This window comes from Paenibacillus sp. FSL W7-1088, assembly GCF_037969855.1.
Lineage (GTDB): Bacteria > Bacillota > Bacilli > Paenibacillales > Paenibacillaceae > Paenibacillus.
Map to the genome: position 1 here is coordinate 2,029,491 of NZ_CP150216.1, position 17,229 is coordinate 2,046,719.

The 17,229-nt window shown below is 46.5% G+C and carries 12 protein-coding genes and 2 tRNA genes; 13 read left to right on the forward strand and 1 reads right to left on the reverse strand.

Annotation, left to right across the window (positions count from 1 at the left end):
- Positions 1–40: 40 nt before the first annotated feature.
- The gene (locus tag MKY42_RS09420; protein WP_090895122.1) at positions 41–1,582 is read left to right on the forward strand and encodes a 2-isopropylmalate synthase; all 1,542 of its coding nucleotides are present in this window, start codon (positions 41–43) and stop codon (positions 1,580–1,582) included.
- A 224-nt stretch (positions 1,583–1,806) separates the two neighbouring features.
- On the opposite strand, the gene MKY42_RS09425 is transcribed toward MKY42_RS09420, so the two are convergent.
- Positions 1,807–2,787, reverse strand: coding sequence for an aldo/keto reductase (locus MKY42_RS09425; protein ID WP_076289930.1), 981 nt, complete (start codon positions 2,785–2,787; stop codon positions 1,807–1,809).
- 232 nt (positions 2,788–3,019) lie between these two features.
- Between MKY42_RS09425 and leuB the strand changes: the two genes are divergently transcribed.
- The 12 genes from leuB (at position 3,020) to abc-f (ending at position 17,027) form a co-directional block, all read left to right on the forward strand.
- Complete coding sequence (gene leuB, locus MKY42_RS09430) at positions 3,020–4,105, forward strand: 3-isopropylmalate dehydrogenase (protein ID WP_024628321.1); 1,086 nt, start codon at positions 3,020–3,022, stop codon at positions 4,103–4,105.
- 273 nt (positions 4,106–4,378) lie between these two features.
- Positions 4,379–4,918 (forward strand): peroxiredoxin, encoded by a 540-nt coding sequence (locus tag MKY42_RS09435; protein WP_090895124.1) that lies wholly within the window; start codon positions 4,379–4,381, stop codon positions 4,916–4,918.
- A gap of 356 nt (positions 4,919–5,274) precedes the next feature.
- On the forward strand, positions 5,275–5,691 hold the full coding sequence (locus MKY42_RS09440) for a hypothetical protein (protein ID WP_024628323.1): 417 nt from the start codon (positions 5,275–5,277) through the stop codon (positions 5,689–5,691).
- 443 nt (positions 5,692–6,134) lie between these two features.
- On the forward strand, positions 6,135–7,238 hold the full coding sequence (locus MKY42_RS09445) for an ATP-binding protein (protein WP_090895126.1): 1,104 nt from the start codon (positions 6,135–6,137) through the stop codon (positions 7,236–7,238).
- A gap of 128 nt (positions 7,239–7,366) precedes the next feature.
- Positions 7,367–8,335 (forward strand): MoxR family ATPase, encoded by a 969-nt coding sequence (locus tag MKY42_RS09450; RefSeq protein WP_339850612.1) that lies wholly within the window; start codon positions 7,367–7,369, stop codon positions 8,333–8,335.
- 3 nt (positions 8,336–8,338) lie between these two features.
- On the forward strand, positions 8,339–9,454 hold the full coding sequence (locus tag MKY42_RS09455; RefSeq protein ID WP_179265324.1) for a DUF58 domain-containing protein: 1,116 nt from the start codon (positions 8,339–8,341) through the stop codon (positions 9,452–9,454).
- Positions 9,451–10,767: a hypothetical protein gene (locus MKY42_RS09460; protein WP_339850615.1), complete on the forward strand. Its 1,317-nt coding sequence runs from the start codon at positions 9,451–9,453 to the stop codon at positions 10,765–10,767. The genes MKY42_RS09455 and MKY42_RS09460 overlap by 4 nt, the downstream gene beginning before the upstream one ends.
- Positions 10,768–10,850: 83 nt before the next feature.
- On the forward strand, positions 10,851–11,807 hold the full coding sequence (locus tag MKY42_RS09465) for an aldolase catalytic domain-containing protein (protein ID WP_090895136.1): 957 nt from the start codon (positions 10,851–10,853) through the stop codon (positions 11,805–11,807).
- 410 nt (positions 11,808–12,217) lie between these two features.
- Positions 12,218–14,344 (forward strand): EAL domain-containing protein, encoded by a 2,127-nt coding sequence (locus MKY42_RS09470; protein WP_090895138.1) that lies wholly within the window; start codon positions 12,218–12,220, stop codon positions 14,342–14,344.
- Between the two features lie 142 nt (positions 14,345–14,486).
- Positions 14,487–14,560, forward strand: a tRNA-Pro gene (locus MKY42_RS09475).
- A gap of 11 nt (positions 14,561–14,571) precedes the next feature.
- Positions 14,572–14,642, forward strand: a tRNA-Gly gene (locus MKY42_RS09480).
- Positions 14,643–15,134: 492 nt separating this feature from the next.
- Complete coding sequence (gene abc-f, locus MKY42_RS09485) at positions 15,135–17,027, forward strand: ABC-F type ribosomal protection protein (protein ID WP_339850618.1); 1,893 nt, start codon at positions 15,135–15,137, stop codon at positions 17,025–17,027.
- Positions 17,028–17,229: the final 202 nt, after the last annotated feature.

A 17,229-nucleotide genomic window follows, 5' to 3' on the forward strand; every position in this document is an offset into this window, starting at 1 on the left:
TTTAGAGGAACACACAATACAAGTCTAGGAGGTGCGAGGCGTGCGTAAAATCTATGTATTTGACACAACGCTGCGTGATGGAGAACAATCCCCGGGGGTCAATCTGAACACTCGTGAAAAGGTGGAAATTGCGCACCAGCTCGAGCGGCTTGGTATTGACCGAATGGAAGCCGGTTTCCCCGCGGCCTCTCCAGGGGATTTGGCGGCAGTTAATGCAGTAGCCAAAGCGGTCAAAAACGTTACGGTCATTGGCTTGTCCCGCTCCAGAGAGCAGGATATTGATGCCGTAAAAGAGGCGTTGAAGGGCGCTCAAGATCCGTGTATCCATATCTTTTTGGCAACTTCACCTATTCACCGTCAGCACAAATTGCGCATGGACAGAGCCCAGGTTCTCGATACAGCTCGTTCCGCCATTCGTTATGCGAAGAAAACTTTTTCGAAGCTCGAATTCTCGTTGGAGGATGCAGGTCGGACCGAGTATGATTTCCTCGTTGAGATGGTGAATATGGCTGTGGAAGAAGGCGCAGCGGTTGTAAATATCCCGGATACGGTGGGCTATCTGAGCCCATACGAGTACGGTAATATTTTCAAGCATCTAAAGGAAAACGTTCACAACATCGATAAAGTGCAGCTGAGTGCACACTGTCATAATGACCTGGGGATGGCAACTGCCAACACGCTTGCAGCGATTCTGAATGGAGCCGATCAAATTGAGGGCACTATTAACGGCATTGGTGAACGTGCAGGTAATACCGCGATTGAAGAGATTGCCATGGCACTGGAGACACGTCAGGAATTTTTCCAGGCAAAAACTTCGCTGCAACTTTCTGAAATTGCTCGCACAAGTCGTCTCGTGAGTCGTTTGACGGGTATGATTGTACCTGGAAATAAAGCGATTGTTGGTGCGAATGCGTTTGCACACGAATCCGGAATTCACCAGGATGGCATGCTGAAGGAGAAAACAACGTACGAAATTATGACGCCAGAGACCATCGGTCTGAAGGAAAGCAAGCTCGTATTGGGTAAACACTCAGGACGTCATGCCTTCCGTGAGCGCTTGATTGAGCTCGGTTATGAACTGGAAGATGAAGCCTTGAACCGTGCTTTTGCCCAATTCAAAGATCTGGCTGATAAGAAAAAAGAAGTGACGGATGAGGATTTGCTGGCAGTCATCGAAGAGAAATTGCAGGATGCACCTGAGGTGTTTAAACTGGAATCCATCTTTGTGACGTATGGTGATGAATCCACTCCAACAGCTAAAGTTCGCATTGCTACACTTGATGGGGATACGTTGGAACAACAAGCAGAAGGAAATGGATCGGTAGATGCGATCTATAATGCGATTGACCAAGTGAGCGGGGAAGAGGTAACGCTATCCGACTACTCGATCAAATCCGTTACGCATGGTAAGGATGCACTGGGTGAGGTACACGTCGTACTTACTCAAAATCAGATTTCTGTACAAGGACGTGGCGTAAGTACCGATATACTGGGTGCCAGTGCACGTGCTTATGTGGATGGATTGAACAAGTTGATTGAGAAACGCAAAACCTATACGGATCGCGTTAATGTGAACCTGTAACACATCATTTGCAGCAAGCAAAGCTCTTCATTGGACTGGAATTCGTCTGGCTGGAGAAGCTGAGGTGGGGTTCCCAGTCCTAAGTATTGTAGTTCAGTGAGGTACATAAAAAGTCTGACCCTCAACATTTGAAGGTCAGACTTTTTTGTTGTTACGTATAGGATAATTGCATTTTATTAGAGTATTTCCATGGAAAAGACGTATTCAGTTAAGCCGATAAGCTTTTACCAAGCATATGCGTTCGGAGCATGTCCTCCCGGTCCAGGGAAGATTTCATCCAGACGTTTGAGGACCGCTTCATCCAAAGTGACATCGAGACATTTGAGAGCCGTTTCAAACTGCTCCAGCGTACGCGGCCCAATAATAGGTGCGGTAACTGCCGGATTAGCGGCCACCCATGCCAAAGCGATGGTGTCCTGCGGTTCGCCGAGTTCGCGGCAGAGTGCTGCGAATTGTTCAAGCTGAGTTTGATGGGACTCAATCCGCTCAGCAATGCCACCACTGCGTGTGCCTTCCAGCTTCTGGAGTGCATTACGTCCGAGTAAGCCACCATCCAACGGGCTCCATGGTATTACGCCAAGGCCCAGTTCTTTCGCTGCGGGCAGGACTTCGAGTTCAGGCAACCGGCAGTTGAGACTGTATTTATGCTGCTCGGATACAAGACCGAGGAAATGGCGATTTTTGGCTTCACTTTGTGCAACGGCAATCTGCCAACCGGCAAAGTTACTTGAACCTACATAACCAATTTTGCCTTGATGAACAGCGTTCTCAAACGCGCCCCAAAGCTCGTCCCATGAGATGGCGGGATCAACATGGTGCATCTGGTACAGTTCAACATGATCGGTTTGCAGGCGGCGGAGGGAACCCTCCAGATGCCGTCTAATTTTGTAGGCGGAGAGACCTGCATCATTGTTTGGACCGTCTGTATCGTCATGCATGGAGCCATAGACTTTGGTAGCAAGAACGACTTTTTCACGTCTGCCTCCGCCCTGTTTAAACCAGCGACCAATGATCTCCTCGGTGAGACCCGAATTTTCGCCCCAACCATAAATGTTAGCGGTATCAAAAAAGTTCACACCGGCATCGAGTGCCGCATCCATGATACGGAATGCCTCTTTTTCGTCTGTAGCAGGACCAAAGTTCATCGTGCCGAGACAGATCCGGCTGACTTTAAGACCTGATTTTCCCAAGTACGTGTATTGCATGATTGCAATCCCTCCTGAGTTACCTGAATTTGTCTTCAGGTTTTATTTTAACTCAGTCAGAGGGGCAGAACAACCAATCTTAAACAGCTTATAGGTAAAAACTATTAAAGTCATAGATTGTATATCTTGGTCAAATGACCTCTGAATATGATACAAAAGAGAGAGTTAAAAATGACACGTTAATCATTGAAGTGAATAACCGAATGAAATGGATATAAGGAGTGGACAACCCATGGCAGACGTGAAAAAAATTGCAGTTATCGCAGGTGACGGAATCGGTCCTGAAGTCGTAGCGGAGGCAGAAAAAGTTCTCAAACGTACGGAGGAAGTGTTCGGATACCGTTTTGAGACAGAGCATGCGCTGTTTGGTGGAATCGCTATTGATGAAAAAGGTACACCACTTCCAGAAGAAACACTGACAGTATGTAAGAGTGCAGATGCTGTGCTGCTCGGAGCCGTTGGTGGTCCAAAATGGGACAACAACAGCAAGGAATTGCGTCCCGAAACAGGCTTGCTCGGCATTCGCAAAGCGCTCGGACTGTTCTCGAACCTGCGTCCGGCAGTGGTGTTTGATTGCTTGAAAGATGCTTCCACCTTGAAACCGGAAGTGTTGGAAGGTACGGATCTGATGGTCGTGCGTGAGTTGACCGGGGGAATCTACTTTGGTGAAAAGTTCAGACGTGAAGGTGCACAAGGCGAAGAAGCAGTGGATACATGCGTATATAATGTAACCGAAGTGGAGCGCATCGTTCGTCAGGCGTTTGTAATTGCCCAAGGACGTAGCAAAAGATTGGCTTCAGTAGATAAAGCCAACGTGCTGGAAACTTCCCGTCTTTGGAGAGAAGTTGTTAACCGTGTAGCACCGGAATATCCGGATGTTGAAGTGGAACATGTACTTGTAGACAACTGTGCAATGCAGCTGCTGCGTCGTCCATCCAGCTTTGACGTTATCGTGACTGAAAATATGTTCGGAGATATCCTTAGTGATGAAGCAGCGATGTTGACAGGTTCAATCGGCATGCTCGCATCTGCATCACTGGGTGAAGGAAGCTTTGGTCTTTATGAGCCAGTACACGGTTCAGCGCCGGATATCGCAGGTCAAGGACTGGCGAATCCGATCGCAACGATCCTTTCGCTGGCATTGATGTTCCGTACAACCTTTGGTTATGCGGAAGGTGCTGATGCAATTGAAGCAGCTGTGTCTGATGTGCTGAATGCAGGACATCGTACAAGCGACATCGCTGTAGACAAGAGCAAAGCGATCAGCACGACAGAAATGGGCGATTTGATCGTCGCAGCCATCCAAAAGCAAGCTTAATAATAGTAACAACCGAACAGCTCTTTGCTCCGATCCGGAATTGCAGAGGGCTGTTCCTTTATAATTTTTGCCACGAAAAATTCTTATTTATAATGATTATAAAAAAACAACGATTATAATCTTGACTTTGAGAAGTCCGGATGATAACATTTTACTTGTACTTGTTATCAAGTCACAAACCCATTTTAATTACAGGAAAAGCGTTCTCGTTTTTCTTGATGATGAGCATTCAACTTGAGTGCTTACATAATCCCAAAGGAGGAATTGTTAGTTATGGCAGAACGTTTGGTTGGTAGACCCGCACCGGATTTTGCAATGGAAACAGTATCGGGAGATGGACAAGACTTTGGTTCCGTAAAACTGTCCGATTATCGTGGCAAATGGCTCGTATTTTTCTTTTATCCTTTGGATTTCACTTTTGTGTGCCCAACTGAAATTACAGCTTTGAGTGATGCTGCTGAGCAATTCAAAGCTTTGGATACTGAAGTTCTTGGCGTGAGCGTTGACTCCGTACACAGCCACAAAGCTTGGATCAACACACCTAAAGACAGCAATGGTCTGGGTCAATTGAACTTCCCGCTTGCTTCCGACATCACAAAACAAGTTGCTAAAGATTATGGCGTTCTGATCGAAGAAGAAGGCGTTGCTCTACGCGGCTTGTTCATCATCGATCCAGAAGGCGAATTGAAATACCAAGTGGTTAACCACAATGATGTAGGCCGTAGTGTTGAAGAAACACTTCGTGTACTGCAAGCTCTGCAATCCGGTGGATTGTGTGCAATGAACTGGAAACCAGGCGACAGCAATCTGTAAGCCTGATTGAACTTGAACGTTTATTGTTCAAGCCCTCATCCCTCAGGGGATTGAGGGCTTTTTGCACCCTTTTGCGAGAATGTAAGTCCTAAAGGAAGAAAAGTGTTTAAACAGGGACATAAACGTGGTAATGATGTAATAGAAGAAAGCCTTCATTTTATCTCTGGAAAGAGGAATCGAAGGGCCTCAAGGCGAATAGGGTATGGAAACCCGGTAAATATTCCGGTGCTCTGCATTTATAATTTGTACATGAATGTGATACACTGATGGAACTATTCCTTTTTCGGAAGTGCTTGAAGTGTACGGGACTGCTTTTATTAAAAAGTCTCGGCACGTTATAAGGAGGGTGAACAAAAATGAGTTACTGTTGTGGGGCAAGTATGGTGGGAACAAAGGGCACGCTGAAGCATTACCGCACCCAGGTTCATAATGTTCCCCTGCTTTTTTGTCCGGTGTGTCACCGGGTAGAAGTGCATTATAAAGTGGAAAATGAATATGAAATTTTGGCTGAATATGCGCATGGAGATGGTGCGTCGGAGATTGATTTTCAAGATTACGTGACGGAAGATGAAGATGCGATTTTTGAAAATTGCGTGAATCGTGAAAGCGAGGATGCTATGGTCATTGTTCAGCGTCAGATCGACATGTCTCTGGATCTACTTCGTCTTGCCAAGGAAATGAAGGATGAGAAGTGGGAAAGCGAACTCAAGCGTCGCTTAGCCGTCATGAGTCAGCGCAGACTCAAAATTCAGCATAACAAGAGTGGACTATAGATTGAATTTAATTATTTAAAATTTAAACTATACAAATGAAGCTTATTCGCTAATCGAGCGAATAAGCTTCGTTTTTGTTGTATACAGAAACTAATTCACGGTTTTTCTTAAAATAATTTCCATTCGACACTTTCTCCGATTGACTCCCTTCTATAAACTTGTCTATGATAAAAACAGACTTGCAAAAGAGGCGGAGCAAAAAATGTTCGTGTTTGGGAATAGGAGAAGCTTAGAATGGAACAAACGTATAATGTTTTCCGGATCGACTCTTGGTTACCCGGAATAGACCAGCCTGGGTTCCGGACATGCCATCCGTATTTTCGGCTCAGCCCCCTAATGAAAGGGCACCGGTAATGAAAAATAAAATCGGCCCTTCCTGTTTCTGTGATGATATGATGTCCGAATGGCAAGTTTATCATTTACGTGAAAAGGAGGAACCTGACATGATTAGTGAATTTCAGGATACAGTGCCTCGACCAACGAATGGATTCCCGCCTGTACATCTGGATAACAACAAGTATGAGAATGTCCTGGAGCATCTGGATAGCGGTATAATGTTGTTTGACAGTAACGGTGTATTGACGTTTATTAACGTTCAGATGGCAAAATTGTTGGAGCTTCCTCGGAGTCTTTTGAGCGGCTGCACCCTGATGCAAATGCTGCATCATCCACAGATGAGCCGATTCAAGAAAAAGAAAATTTTACGCATCTATCGGGAAACTATCTTTCATCGTAAGCGCTATCATGAATTGATTGACGAGTATGGCAGGCATTGGCTGGTTACAGTAACGTACGGGGATCAGATGGATGGGGACTTCCTCTTCAGTGTGAAGGATGTTTCCGATTATAAACAGATTGAGCAGACCGCTTATCAAAATGACAAACTTGCAATGTTGGGGCGGATTTCGGCATCGATTGCCCATGAGATTCGCAATCCTTTGACGGCTATCCGCGGATTTATCCAGTTGCTTCGTCCTCATTTGCTGCAATTGGGGAAAGACGAGTACGCTCGAATCATTCTAACGGAGATTGACAGGGCGAACGACATTATCTACGAATTTCTGAATTCCTCGAAACCGTCAGCTCCTCAGAAGACCATTATGTCTGTTAACTCTTTGCTCAAAGAGGTGGTTTTGCTGACAGAAAGCGAAGGATTAATGAAGGGGTGCGAGATCACCCTGGATGAAGCAGAAGTCCCGTTAAATGTGTCCATTGATGTCAAACAGATTAAGCAGGTCATTTTGAATATGGTTAAAAACGCAATGGATGCCATCGAGGATGTGGGCGAAGAGCATGCTGGCTTGATTCAGATCTCTACGGGAACCGAGGGCAAGTATGTGAAGATCTCCATTGCTGATAATGGACAGGGGATGGATCACAACACCCTTGTGCGCCTGTTTGACCCGTTTTTCACCACCAAGGAGAGCGGAACAGGACTGGGGCTTTCCGTGAGTTACCGGATTATCAAGAATCACGGAGGCAACATCTCTGTGGATAGCAAAAAAGGGGAAGGCACCCGGTTCATCATTATGCTTCCTTTGGTGTAAAGGCAAAGAGTTATGCGAACAGGAATTGGCCAACCCGCCGATTCCTGTTGTTTTTTGTTGGGGCGATTAGGGTTATAGTTAGAATGAATGCGAATACATAGCTCAATTTACGGGAGGAAGAACCAATTATGAATATCCAGGGAATGGAACAAATGAACAAACAGCTAATGGACCATGTAGGGAAGATCATTGTGGGCAAAGACCATACGATTGAGCTTGTGATGACAGCTATCATCGCTTCTGGACATGTCCTGCTGGAGGACGTGCCCGGTACGGGGAAAACCATGTTGGCCAAATCAGTAGCCTCTTCACTGGATTGCACCTTCCAGCGTATTCAGTTCACACCGGATCTGTTGCCATCTGACTTGACGGGAATTCACTTTTTCAATCAAAAAGAAGGTGACTTTGAATTCAGACCAGGCCCTCTGTTTGCCAACCTGGTGCTGGCAGATGAGATTAACCGGGCTACACCGCGTACCCAGTCCAGTTTGCTGGAGTGCATGGAGGAACGGCAGATTAGTATTGATGGTTCGACCAGACAGCTGGAGCGACCGTTTATCGTCATTGCCACACAAAACCCGGTAGACAATCAGGGAACCTTTCCGTTACCCGAGGCACAGATGGATCGTTTCATGATGAAGATCCGAATGGGCTATCCAAGTAGTGAAGAAAGTGTAGAAATTCTGAGACGTACGGTAGCGAGCCGTTCTGTTACCGATCTGTCCGCTATTATTAGTCGCGAGCAGTTGCTTGAGGCACAGAGCACGTATACTTCGGTCCAAATCGACGAAGATCTGTTACGATATATTATCCGACTGACAGAAGCCACTAGGCAGCATCCCGAGCTTTCACTGGGCGTAAGCCCACGAGGAGCTCAGGCGTTACTCAAGGCAAGTCAGGCCTGGGCTGCTTTGCATGGCAGAGACTACGTTCTCCCTGATGATATTAAAATATTGGCGGAGCCCGTGCTGGCCCATCGGCTTGTATTCCGCAACCGGGTAAGACAACAAGAGGGCTTGGCGGAACGTATTATTCAGGAACTTCTGAGCCAGACTGAAGTGCCGACGGAGAATCTTGCTACAGGCAGTGGGCGATAACATATGGCATTACTATGGCTAGTCATTGTCGGAGGCATGGTTATTGGAGTACACGGCATATGGTTCGGCCGTCCGGCTTTACGGAAGCTCAAATACACCAGACAGTTCAGCAAAATGCGTTGTTACGCCGGGGATGAACTGGAGATGGTTGAGACAATTGCGAATGAAAAACGAATTTCGGTTCCATGGCTCAGACTTGAAGCTATGATGCCAGTTTCATTTGTATTCCGTTCAGGTTCAGGCATGGATATCAGTCAGGGAGATATCTATCAGAATCATAAAAGTATCTTTACGTTGAAACCGTTTACCCGTATTACGCGCAAGCATCCTTTTGTATGCAGCAGACGTGGAATCTACACGTTAAACACCGTAACTATGACCGGAGGGGACTTGTTCGGCCTGTGGCGTACATCGAAGCCTATTCCCGTTCATCTGTCCATGGTCGTATATCCTTCACTTGTTCATGCGGAGGATCTACCTGAGATTTATCAGGTATGGCAGGGTGAGGTTGAAGTATCCCGTTGGATTGTTGAAGATCCCTTTCTGATTCTCGGGGTACGTCCGTATGGTGCAGGTGATCCGATGAACCGTATTCATTGGAAAGCGAGTGCACGCACAGGAGAACTACAGGTGTACAAGCAGGGATGGACTGCGGACCCTCAATCGTGGATTGTGGTTAACATTCAGGAGTCAGCAGACATGTGGAGTGTCGTTACCCGCCCAGAGATGATCGAACGGGCACTCCGTTATGCAGCAACGGCAGCGGTAGATGCGATTGGAAGAGGGTTACCCGCGGGATTTGCTCATAATGGCTACCGTGTGAGCGGAGGGCGTGATCCATTGCGGATTGAGCCGGATTACGGCAGTCCTCATCTGGAAATGTTATTGGAAGCTATGGCAGAGACGGAGCTGAAATGCATGGTTCCCATGGAGCAGTTCCTGAGTGATGAAGTTGAACGGAATGAAGAAGCTCAGCAGGTCCGCAGTTATCTCTTAATTACGTCCTATGTGTCTCCAGCTATGGAACATGAAATTGCGCGTTTGCATGAGCAAGGCCACCGTGTGACCATACTCCCGGTAGAGAGCGGGAAAAGCGATGCCAAGGCGGTGAGTGCATGAACGAGTCCAAAAGCAGCAGTAATAAGGAAAGAGTATTTTTATCCATGTCGGCCGTTCTGTTGATTGGAGTATATTTCTATCCGCTTTTAACGCTGACTTCCCTCTATGCAACGGGACATTTGCCTTACACCTTAATGGCAGTCTTTGTTATTGCTGGCTGGTTAGGTCAGTGGGTACAGCACAGGTTACCAGCCCTCAGCGAAAAAAACACATTTATTCGATGGGGAGCAGCGCTGCTTATGGGGCTGTTGGTCTCATTGGTGATCGCACTGCTATGGGCGTTTCCTTTACCTGATTTGCTGACGGCAATGGTATGGGGGGTTATTTCAGCCTATATTGGGATAAATTTTCAACCTGTCTTCCGTTCGATTTTGATTTGGCGCTTGCAGATTTGGGGGGTAGTTAGTGCAATTGTGCTTAGTGGGGCGGCAAATGGAGTTGAATTCATGGAACCTCTTCGGGCTTACACCGGAACCATATATGCAGCGGGAGTAATCAGTTTTGTTGGCTGGTTAGTAGGACAATACAGTGTGCAACTGGATCGTGCGATATTAAATGACGGCTCAAAACGAATCGTGTTACGTGAGTTTGCCCGTGCGAATCACCAGCGTCTGTTATGGATGCTGATTGTGATCGCAGGAATTGGCGCTTTTCCCAGTCTTGTTGCCTGGTTAGGACCATTGCGTGACCGTCTGCTTGCATGGATCAGAAGTCTAATGGGCTCGAGCTCCAATCAGGAGCCGCCTATTACGCCTACTGCTCCAAATGAGCCGCCAATGATACCTGAAGGGATGGAACCGGCAGGGGAGCCCTCTATTTTCTGGGATATCTTAGGCTGGGTCGTCATGGGGGCTGTCGCAGTTGTGATCTTGTGGCTTATCCTGCGTTTGGGGCAGAAGGCGATAAACAAACTTATGGAGCGTTTCAAAGGGCTGCTGCAGCCCGGTCAGAAGAAGGTAGAACCCCGGACGGAGTATGTGGACATTAGCGAAACGTTAGAGGCGCCTGCCAAAACGCGCAAATCCTGGTTCCGCAAGAAGGAGTCGCTGCCCTCACAGGAAACTGAACGTGTTCGATATTATTATCGGAAGTGGATTGACAGAGCTGCACACCGAGGCGTGGATATACAGGGTGCACATACGCCACTGGAGGCTGCGGAGACCATTGTTCAGCATGGAGCCAGAGAAGACGATCAGAAGCTCTCTGCAATGCTGCCCGATACTTATAACGCTGTGCGTTATGGAAAGAAAGCTCCAGACCATTCCGAGATGAGTGAGATTGATCGGATATGGAAATCTTATCGAAGTAAATAAGTCGGGAATCCCTTTACTTTTCTTGTTACGTTCAAGTATCATGAGAGGAATACACAAGTTGGTTAGAAAAGGAGCAGACATTAATGAAGACAAATCATTGCAAAATAGTAGATTGTACAATCCGTGATGGCGGATTGGTAAATAACTGGGACTTTAGCGTGGACTTTGTTCAACAGCTCTATGCTGGATTGAATGAAGCTGGCGTTGATTATATGGAAATTGGGTATAAAAACTCACCTAAGCTCTTGAAAGGTGCGGAAGAAGCAGGACCATGGCGTTTTCTGAATGATGATTTCCTGCGCAAAGTAATTCCGCAAAAAGGCAACACCAAATTGTCTGCACTCGTTGACGTTGGACGTGTGGACGAGAATGACATTCTGCCGCGCAGCGAAAGCATGCTGGATCTGATCCGTGTAGCCTGCTACAGCAAAGATGTAGACAAGGCACTTGCTCTGGTTCAAACGTTCCACGATCGTGGATATGAAACAACGCTGAACATTATGGCATTGTCTAATGTTATGGAAAATGAACTGCTGGAAGCATTTGAACTGATCAAGGAAAGTGCTGTGGATGTTGTATACATAGTAGACTCCTATGGAAGCCTGGATCATAACGATGTAAAATATCTGGTGGAGAAGTTCAAAACTCATCTGCCGAACAAACGTCTTGGCGTTCACACACACAATAACATGCAGCTGGCGTTCTCGAACTCGTTGGTAGCAGCTGAACTTGGCGTTGAACTGCTGGATGCTTCCGTGTACGGCATGGGACGTGCTGCAGGGAACTGTCCGACTGAACTGCTCGTGGCTCATTTGAAAGGTACGAAATACAATCTGCGTCCAGTACTTGGTGTATTGGAGCAATTGATGGTCCCTCTCCGTGAAAAAGAAGAGTGGGGTTACATTTTGCCTTATATGATTACAGGTACATTGGACGAGCATCCTCGCTCGGCGATGGCACTGCGTTCGTCGGAAGATAAAGATAAGGTTGTTGATTTCTATGATAAATTGACAACACCAGAAGTGAATTTTGACAAATAAGCACCTTTATAGTTCTTGATTGACTTCAAGTCAACAAGAGATGGATTTAATACGCTATAACTTTAGCGCTTTAGCGTTTTAAGTCGAATGGTTAATGGTGCATCAATGGCGAGCGAAAATTAGTCTAAAATACAGTTGCAAACTAAAAAAACATGGACTCCAATGTGGGGTTCATGTTTTTTTAGTTCTTATTGCCTTGTTTTTTTACATATCTATGAATAAATATTCCTAGAAGTGCTTATTTTTTTGTTCACGTCTGCGGAAATAAATGTTATTATGTACCAGATAGCATGTATTCACATGTGAATTGAGCGTTGGTAGATATAAAAATGTCGAATTATGTAACAATGTAGATTTATATCGTTAAGGTTATTTCAGGATAGGTGATCCCGGGAAGGAAAAAACACGGCATGAAGGCTAATCAGCAAGATCAGAGAAAAATAGGTTGGGTCGCGATAGGCGGCTTATTGTGTTTCCTCGCAAGTCAATGGTTTCGTTCCTCTGCAAGCTCTGATCTGATCATATCCGGTTATCCGGTTTTGACACTCTTGGGTGGATTCGCTGCGGCAGCGGCCTGTATCGGCATTTATAATCAAAGCTGGTTGTTTCAAACTCAACGACTGACCCTCCGAAGGGTCCTTATGACTACGCTGTTTTTATTGATTGGTTTGTTTGAATTGGTTCACATCGTTTCTTTTGCCGAAGAATTGCCGAATGGCGCGATGGTCGAGTCCGAATTCTCGCTGAAGATGATGTCGCTTGGATCTCTGGTTTGTGCGGCAGGTTTGCTAGTCATATATGCAGTCAGCGAGAGGGAAATTGCGTTACCACGCAAATTTTTAATCTTCAGTGGAACAGTCGGTATTTTTGTTATTTTGTATACAGTGGCCATTCAGGAATGGTCTGTACTGCCGAACTTGCTGGAGGGGAATGTGCTTGGCGGCATGTTTACAAGAATTCATTTTCTGATCGGAATCCTGTATGGCGTGACTGCGGTCGTGTTATTCATTCAATGGAAAAAAGGCAAAGATGGTGATCTGCCTACCATTCTTTGTGCCATTCTCTGTTTTTTCTTTGGAGAATGTTACTTTGTGTCTGCTACGAAGATTAATGACCTCAATCTCTTGTTAGGTCTGTTAAGCGATTGTTTGGGCTATTTCTTCATCCAGAAGGGACTGTATTCGTTTGTAGTGGATACGCCTTTCCTCAAACAACAGGTGGCGGAAGCGAAAATGAATTTTATTGCTCACCATGATGATGTGACAGGGCTGCCGAATCGCCGTCGTCTTTCTCAGCGACTGAAAGTGATGATGAATTCAGCTAGGGTAGAGGAGCAGCTTGTCGGAGTCCTGGTATTGAATATTAACCGGTTCAAAACGATTAATGATTCGCTGGGTCAACAAGCGGCTAACCGTGTACTTCGTCAGGTTGGACAGCGTTTGAAGCATTCTTCGCTCCCCGGAGAGGAAGTGTTCGGACTGGGAAGAGATGAATTCGTACTGACCATGACAGACTTCTTCACAACAGATACGGCGTTGCGGCGGACAAGATCGATCTTGCAACTGTTCGAAAAACCTGTAACGGTGGATGGGAACGAGTATCATCTCACGTTAGGTATCGGTATGGCGATATTCCCGCATGACGGAGACTCACCGGAAGAGATCATCCAGAATGCGGATACGGCGCTGCATAATGCCAAAGAGCAGGGAATAGAGCTAAACCGATATGCCCATGCGATGCAGATGAAAGCCCAGGAACGTTTGCAGCTTGAGAATGATTTGCGCAAAGCACTGGATCGTGGGCAATTCTATCTTGTGTATCAGCCGCAGGTTAATCTGGCGAGTGGCTTGATTGTGGGTATGGAGGCATTGGTGCGTTGGCAGCATCCGCTGAGAGGGGCAGTATCCCCAGGTGAATTTATTCCTCTTGCTGAGGAGAGTGGGCTGATTGTGCCGCTTGGAGAATGGGTATTACGTGAGGCGTGTGCACAGAACAAGCGATGGCAAGAAGCGGGTTACCGCAAGCTTTGTGTATCGGTTAACCTGTCCATGAGACAATTCAGGCATTCCCATCTGCTGGACAACATCAGCGGCATTCTCAAGGAGACAGGCTTGGAACCTGTGTGGCTTGAGCTTGAGATTACGGAGAGCATGACGTTTGACAAGGATCGTGCGTTTGAGCAGTTGCGCAAAATTAAGGAAATTGGTGTGCACATCAGTATTGATGATTTTGGCACAGGATACAGTTCACTGCACTATCTGAAAGATCTACCGATTGACCGACTCAAGATTGATCGTTCCTTTGTTAATGAAGTGATGGAGGATAGCAATAACGCGGCAATTGTATCGACCATTACGTCAATGGCTCATCACCTGCAGCTGAAAGTAACGGCTGAAGGGGTTGAAAATGAGGACCAGCTTTCGTTTCTTCGTGATCAGCATTGTCATGAGGCTCAAGGGTATTTTTTCAGCAAACCGATTGTGGCAGCCGATTTTGAAAAAAAATTTTTGAGAGATGTGGATAAACCTACGGGTTAAGGATAGACGGGGGCGTGAACACGCTTCTGTCTTGTTTTTGTTTCGAAAGGTTAGAGGGAAGTGGTAAAAAGAAGTTGCAAGCATTGGATGATCATGGTATATTAATTTTATAAAATTCATGTTAATGTTCCTCGGAACTTGACGGGACGTAGCTCAGCTTGGTAGAGCACCTGGTTTGGGACCAGGGGGTCGCATGTTCAAATCGTGTCGTCCCGATCGTCATTCGTGCGGGTGTAGTTCAATGGTAGAACTTTAGCCTTCCAAGCTAATAGCGTGGGTTCGATTCCCATCACCCGCTTAACTAATGCAACACTTGAAATCCTTGTGAAAACAAGGGTTTTTTCTTTTTTTCTGAAATCAAATGACTAAAAGTTATATTGAAAAGTTATATTGAATGGAGAGGTTGAAATTCAAAACCTTTGCTTTTTCCCCATCATCTGGTACAATAACGGAGAAATCGATACTACACATGAATGAGAGGTAACCATACGTCCCATGAAGTAAAACACATGAATTGAACCCCAGTAACTGCAGAGAGTGTATTGACGCAGTCAGCCAAAGCGGCTGAGCAATGAGGGGATTCGTGTGTCCAAATTCAGCTATGGGATCAGGTATGGAAGCAGGCAGGCTGTTCTGGCTTAGCTTGTGTATACCCTTTTAAGGGTTCTTTATTCATGCCGTGGGGTATCTTATGCTTGTTTTTTTGACGCTTTATCCAATCCTGAATTGCCAGACCGCCGGCTGATGCCAGCGGTTTTTTTATTTTGAATTGCAGGAAGGATGAGGCCTCATGATGACAATGGTACGCCTACATGAAGTATCGAAAGAGTGGAACGGAAATGAGTTGTTTGCAGGATTGAATCTCGAAATAAATGAAGGTGAGCGGCTCGCTATTCTGGGTCGCAACGGCTGTGGCAAGACCACCTTATTACGCATCATTCTTGGAGAAGAAGAGGGCGGTGGACGCATCGAACGCCACATTCCGCAGCAGGAGTGGGGTTTCATGCGCCAGCGCTCCTTGATCAAACCTGAGATGAATGTGCTTGATGCTATCCGGCAGGAAAGTGGGCGGATCTACGAGGTGAAGCGTGACCTGGAAGAATTAGAACAACGGATGAGCAGCAGTGGAGCGGCAGATGAGCAGCGGCTGCTCGAAGCCTATACGATAGCGATGGAACAATATGAGCAATTGAACGGGTATATGTGGGAGACTGAGGTAGAGAAGGTACTGACGCGTTTGGGGTTATCGTCGGAACATTGGAGTCGGCCGTATCATTCTTTGAGTGGTGGGCAAAAAACGAAGGCCCGTCTCGCAGGATTGCTGGTCAGTAAACCCAAATTTCTGATTTTGGATGAACCGACGAATCATCTGGATGAAGAGAGCATGCGCTGGCTTGAGGAATGGCTTTCCGCCTATACCGGAACATTATTATTTGTCTCTCATGACCGGACCTTTATTGATCAGGTTGCAACGGGTGTCATTGAGTTTAGCCCGGATGCCCTCACCAAATATAAGGGCGGCTACACGGATTACAAAGGCCATAAGGAACGCGAATTGCGTGAGCAGGAAGCAACTTATCGCAAGCAGGAACTGGAGCGAAAAGCACTAGAAGAGACAATTCGCAATTATCAGCAGTGGTTTCATCAGGCTCATAATTCAGCATGCGATGTGGAAGTGAAAATAACTCAGAGCTTTTACAAAGCGAAAGCCAACAAGAACATTTCCCGCTACCATGCCAAGCAAAAACAACTGGAGCGTCTGGAGAAAGAACGGGTGGATAAACCCCGCGAAGCTGCAAAATTAAACATGGAGCTGCAAGTGAATACGCTGGCTGCCCGCCAGCTCCTTGCACTGGAAGACGTTAGCTTTGCTTATCCGGGAAGTCGGACATTGCTTCACAATCTTCGGATTGCGGTCGAACGTGGGGATCGTCTTGCCGTACGTGGTCCGAATGGCACAGGCAAGACGACACTACTGAAATTGATGATTGGCGAACTGGAACCTTCTCAAGGCGAGGTGACACGCCATCCACAGCTGAAGATCGGTTATTTTTCGCAAGAGCTTGAAGGGTTACCGGAAAGCGAGACACTTCTGGACAGTTTGCTCAGTCTTCCATCCATGACCCAAAGTGCTGCACGTACCATTCTCGGATGCTTTTTATTCTCAAGAGATGATGTGTTCAAGCGTATAGGGGATTTGAGTATGGGAGAAAAGTGCAGAGTTGCTTTCCTGCGGTTGTATTTCGGAGGTTCTAATGTACTGGTACTGGATGAACCGACGAACTATTTGGATATTGACACCCAGGAAGTGATGGAGAATATATTGAAGCAGGCATCCGGAGCACTGGTGCTCGTATCCCATGACCGTATGTTGACCAAAGTGCTTGCCAGCCGCTTGCTTGATCTGGAGCCCGGGGGGAAGGCTACATTGTTCGAAGGTGGCGTGGAAGACTGGGAGCAATCCATTAAACTAAGAGAGTCCGCCCTTGAGGTTCGGGAGTCAGATGATGAACGGCTGCGGCTTGAAATGCGTTTGTCCGAGTTATTATCTCCCATGAACAGTGCGGGCAATGATGTGCTGACTAAGCCTGATGATATAATTGAACGAGCGGCTGAGGTTGCTGAGGTTCGCGAAATTCAGCGTCGTTTAAAACAGTTGCACGAGCTGCGAAAACAGAAGTAGTTGACTGACAAAGCTTATGCGGGTTTACTTTTTGGCTTAACGTTTGATTATGCTGCTTTACGGCTTGCTATTTCGAGCGATTTTGCATATAATAATGGACGATCATCAGTAAATTTGAAGGTTTATCTGACATGCAAACGTGATGATGGAGACAAGTAAGCAGTGCCTCTGGACAGGGAGGAAGCGCCGTAGATTGAGAGCG

Bases quoted from the DNA above. Each gene is read 5' to 3' on its own strand.
- MKY42_RS09425 (WP_076289930.1), bottom strand. From the start codon at position 2,787: ATGCAATACACGTACTTGGGAAAATCAGGTCTTAAAGTCAGCCGGATC.
- leuB (WP_024628321.1), top strand. From the start codon at position 3,020: ATGGCAGACGTGAAAAAAATTGCAGTTATCGCAGGTGACGGAATCGGT.
- MKY42_RS09435 (WP_090895124.1), top strand. From the start codon at position 4,379: ATGGCAGAACGTTTGGTTGGTAGACCCGCACCGGATTTTGCAATGGAA.
- MKY42_RS09440 (WP_024628323.1), top strand. From the start codon at position 5,275: ATGAGTTACTGTTGTGGGGCAAGTATGGTGGGAACAAAGGGCACGCTG.
- MKY42_RS09445 (WP_090895126.1), top strand. From the start codon at position 6,135: ATGATTAGTGAATTTCAGGATACAGTGCCTCGACCAACGAATGGATTC.
- MKY42_RS09450 (WP_339850612.1), top strand. From the start codon at position 7,367: ATGAATATCCAGGGAATGGAACAAATGAACAAACAGCTAATGGACCAT.
- MKY42_RS09455 (WP_179265324.1), top strand. From the start codon at position 8,339: ATGGCATTACTATGGCTAGTCATTGTCGGAGGCATGGTTATTGGAGTA.
- MKY42_RS09460 (WP_339850615.1), top strand. From the start codon at position 9,451: ATGAACGAGTCCAAAAGCAGCAGTAATAAGGAAAGAGTATTTTTATCC.
- MKY42_RS09465 (WP_090895136.1), top strand. From the start codon at position 10,851: ATGAAGACAAATCATTGCAAAATAGTAGATTGTACAATCCGTGATGGC.
- MKY42_RS09470 (WP_090895138.1), top strand. From the start codon at position 12,218: ATGAAGGCTAATCAGCAAGATCAGAGAAAAATAGGTTGGGTCGCGATA.
- abc-f (WP_339850618.1), top strand. From the start codon at position 15,135: ATGATGACAATGGTACGCCTACATGAAGTATCGAAAGAGTGGAACGGA.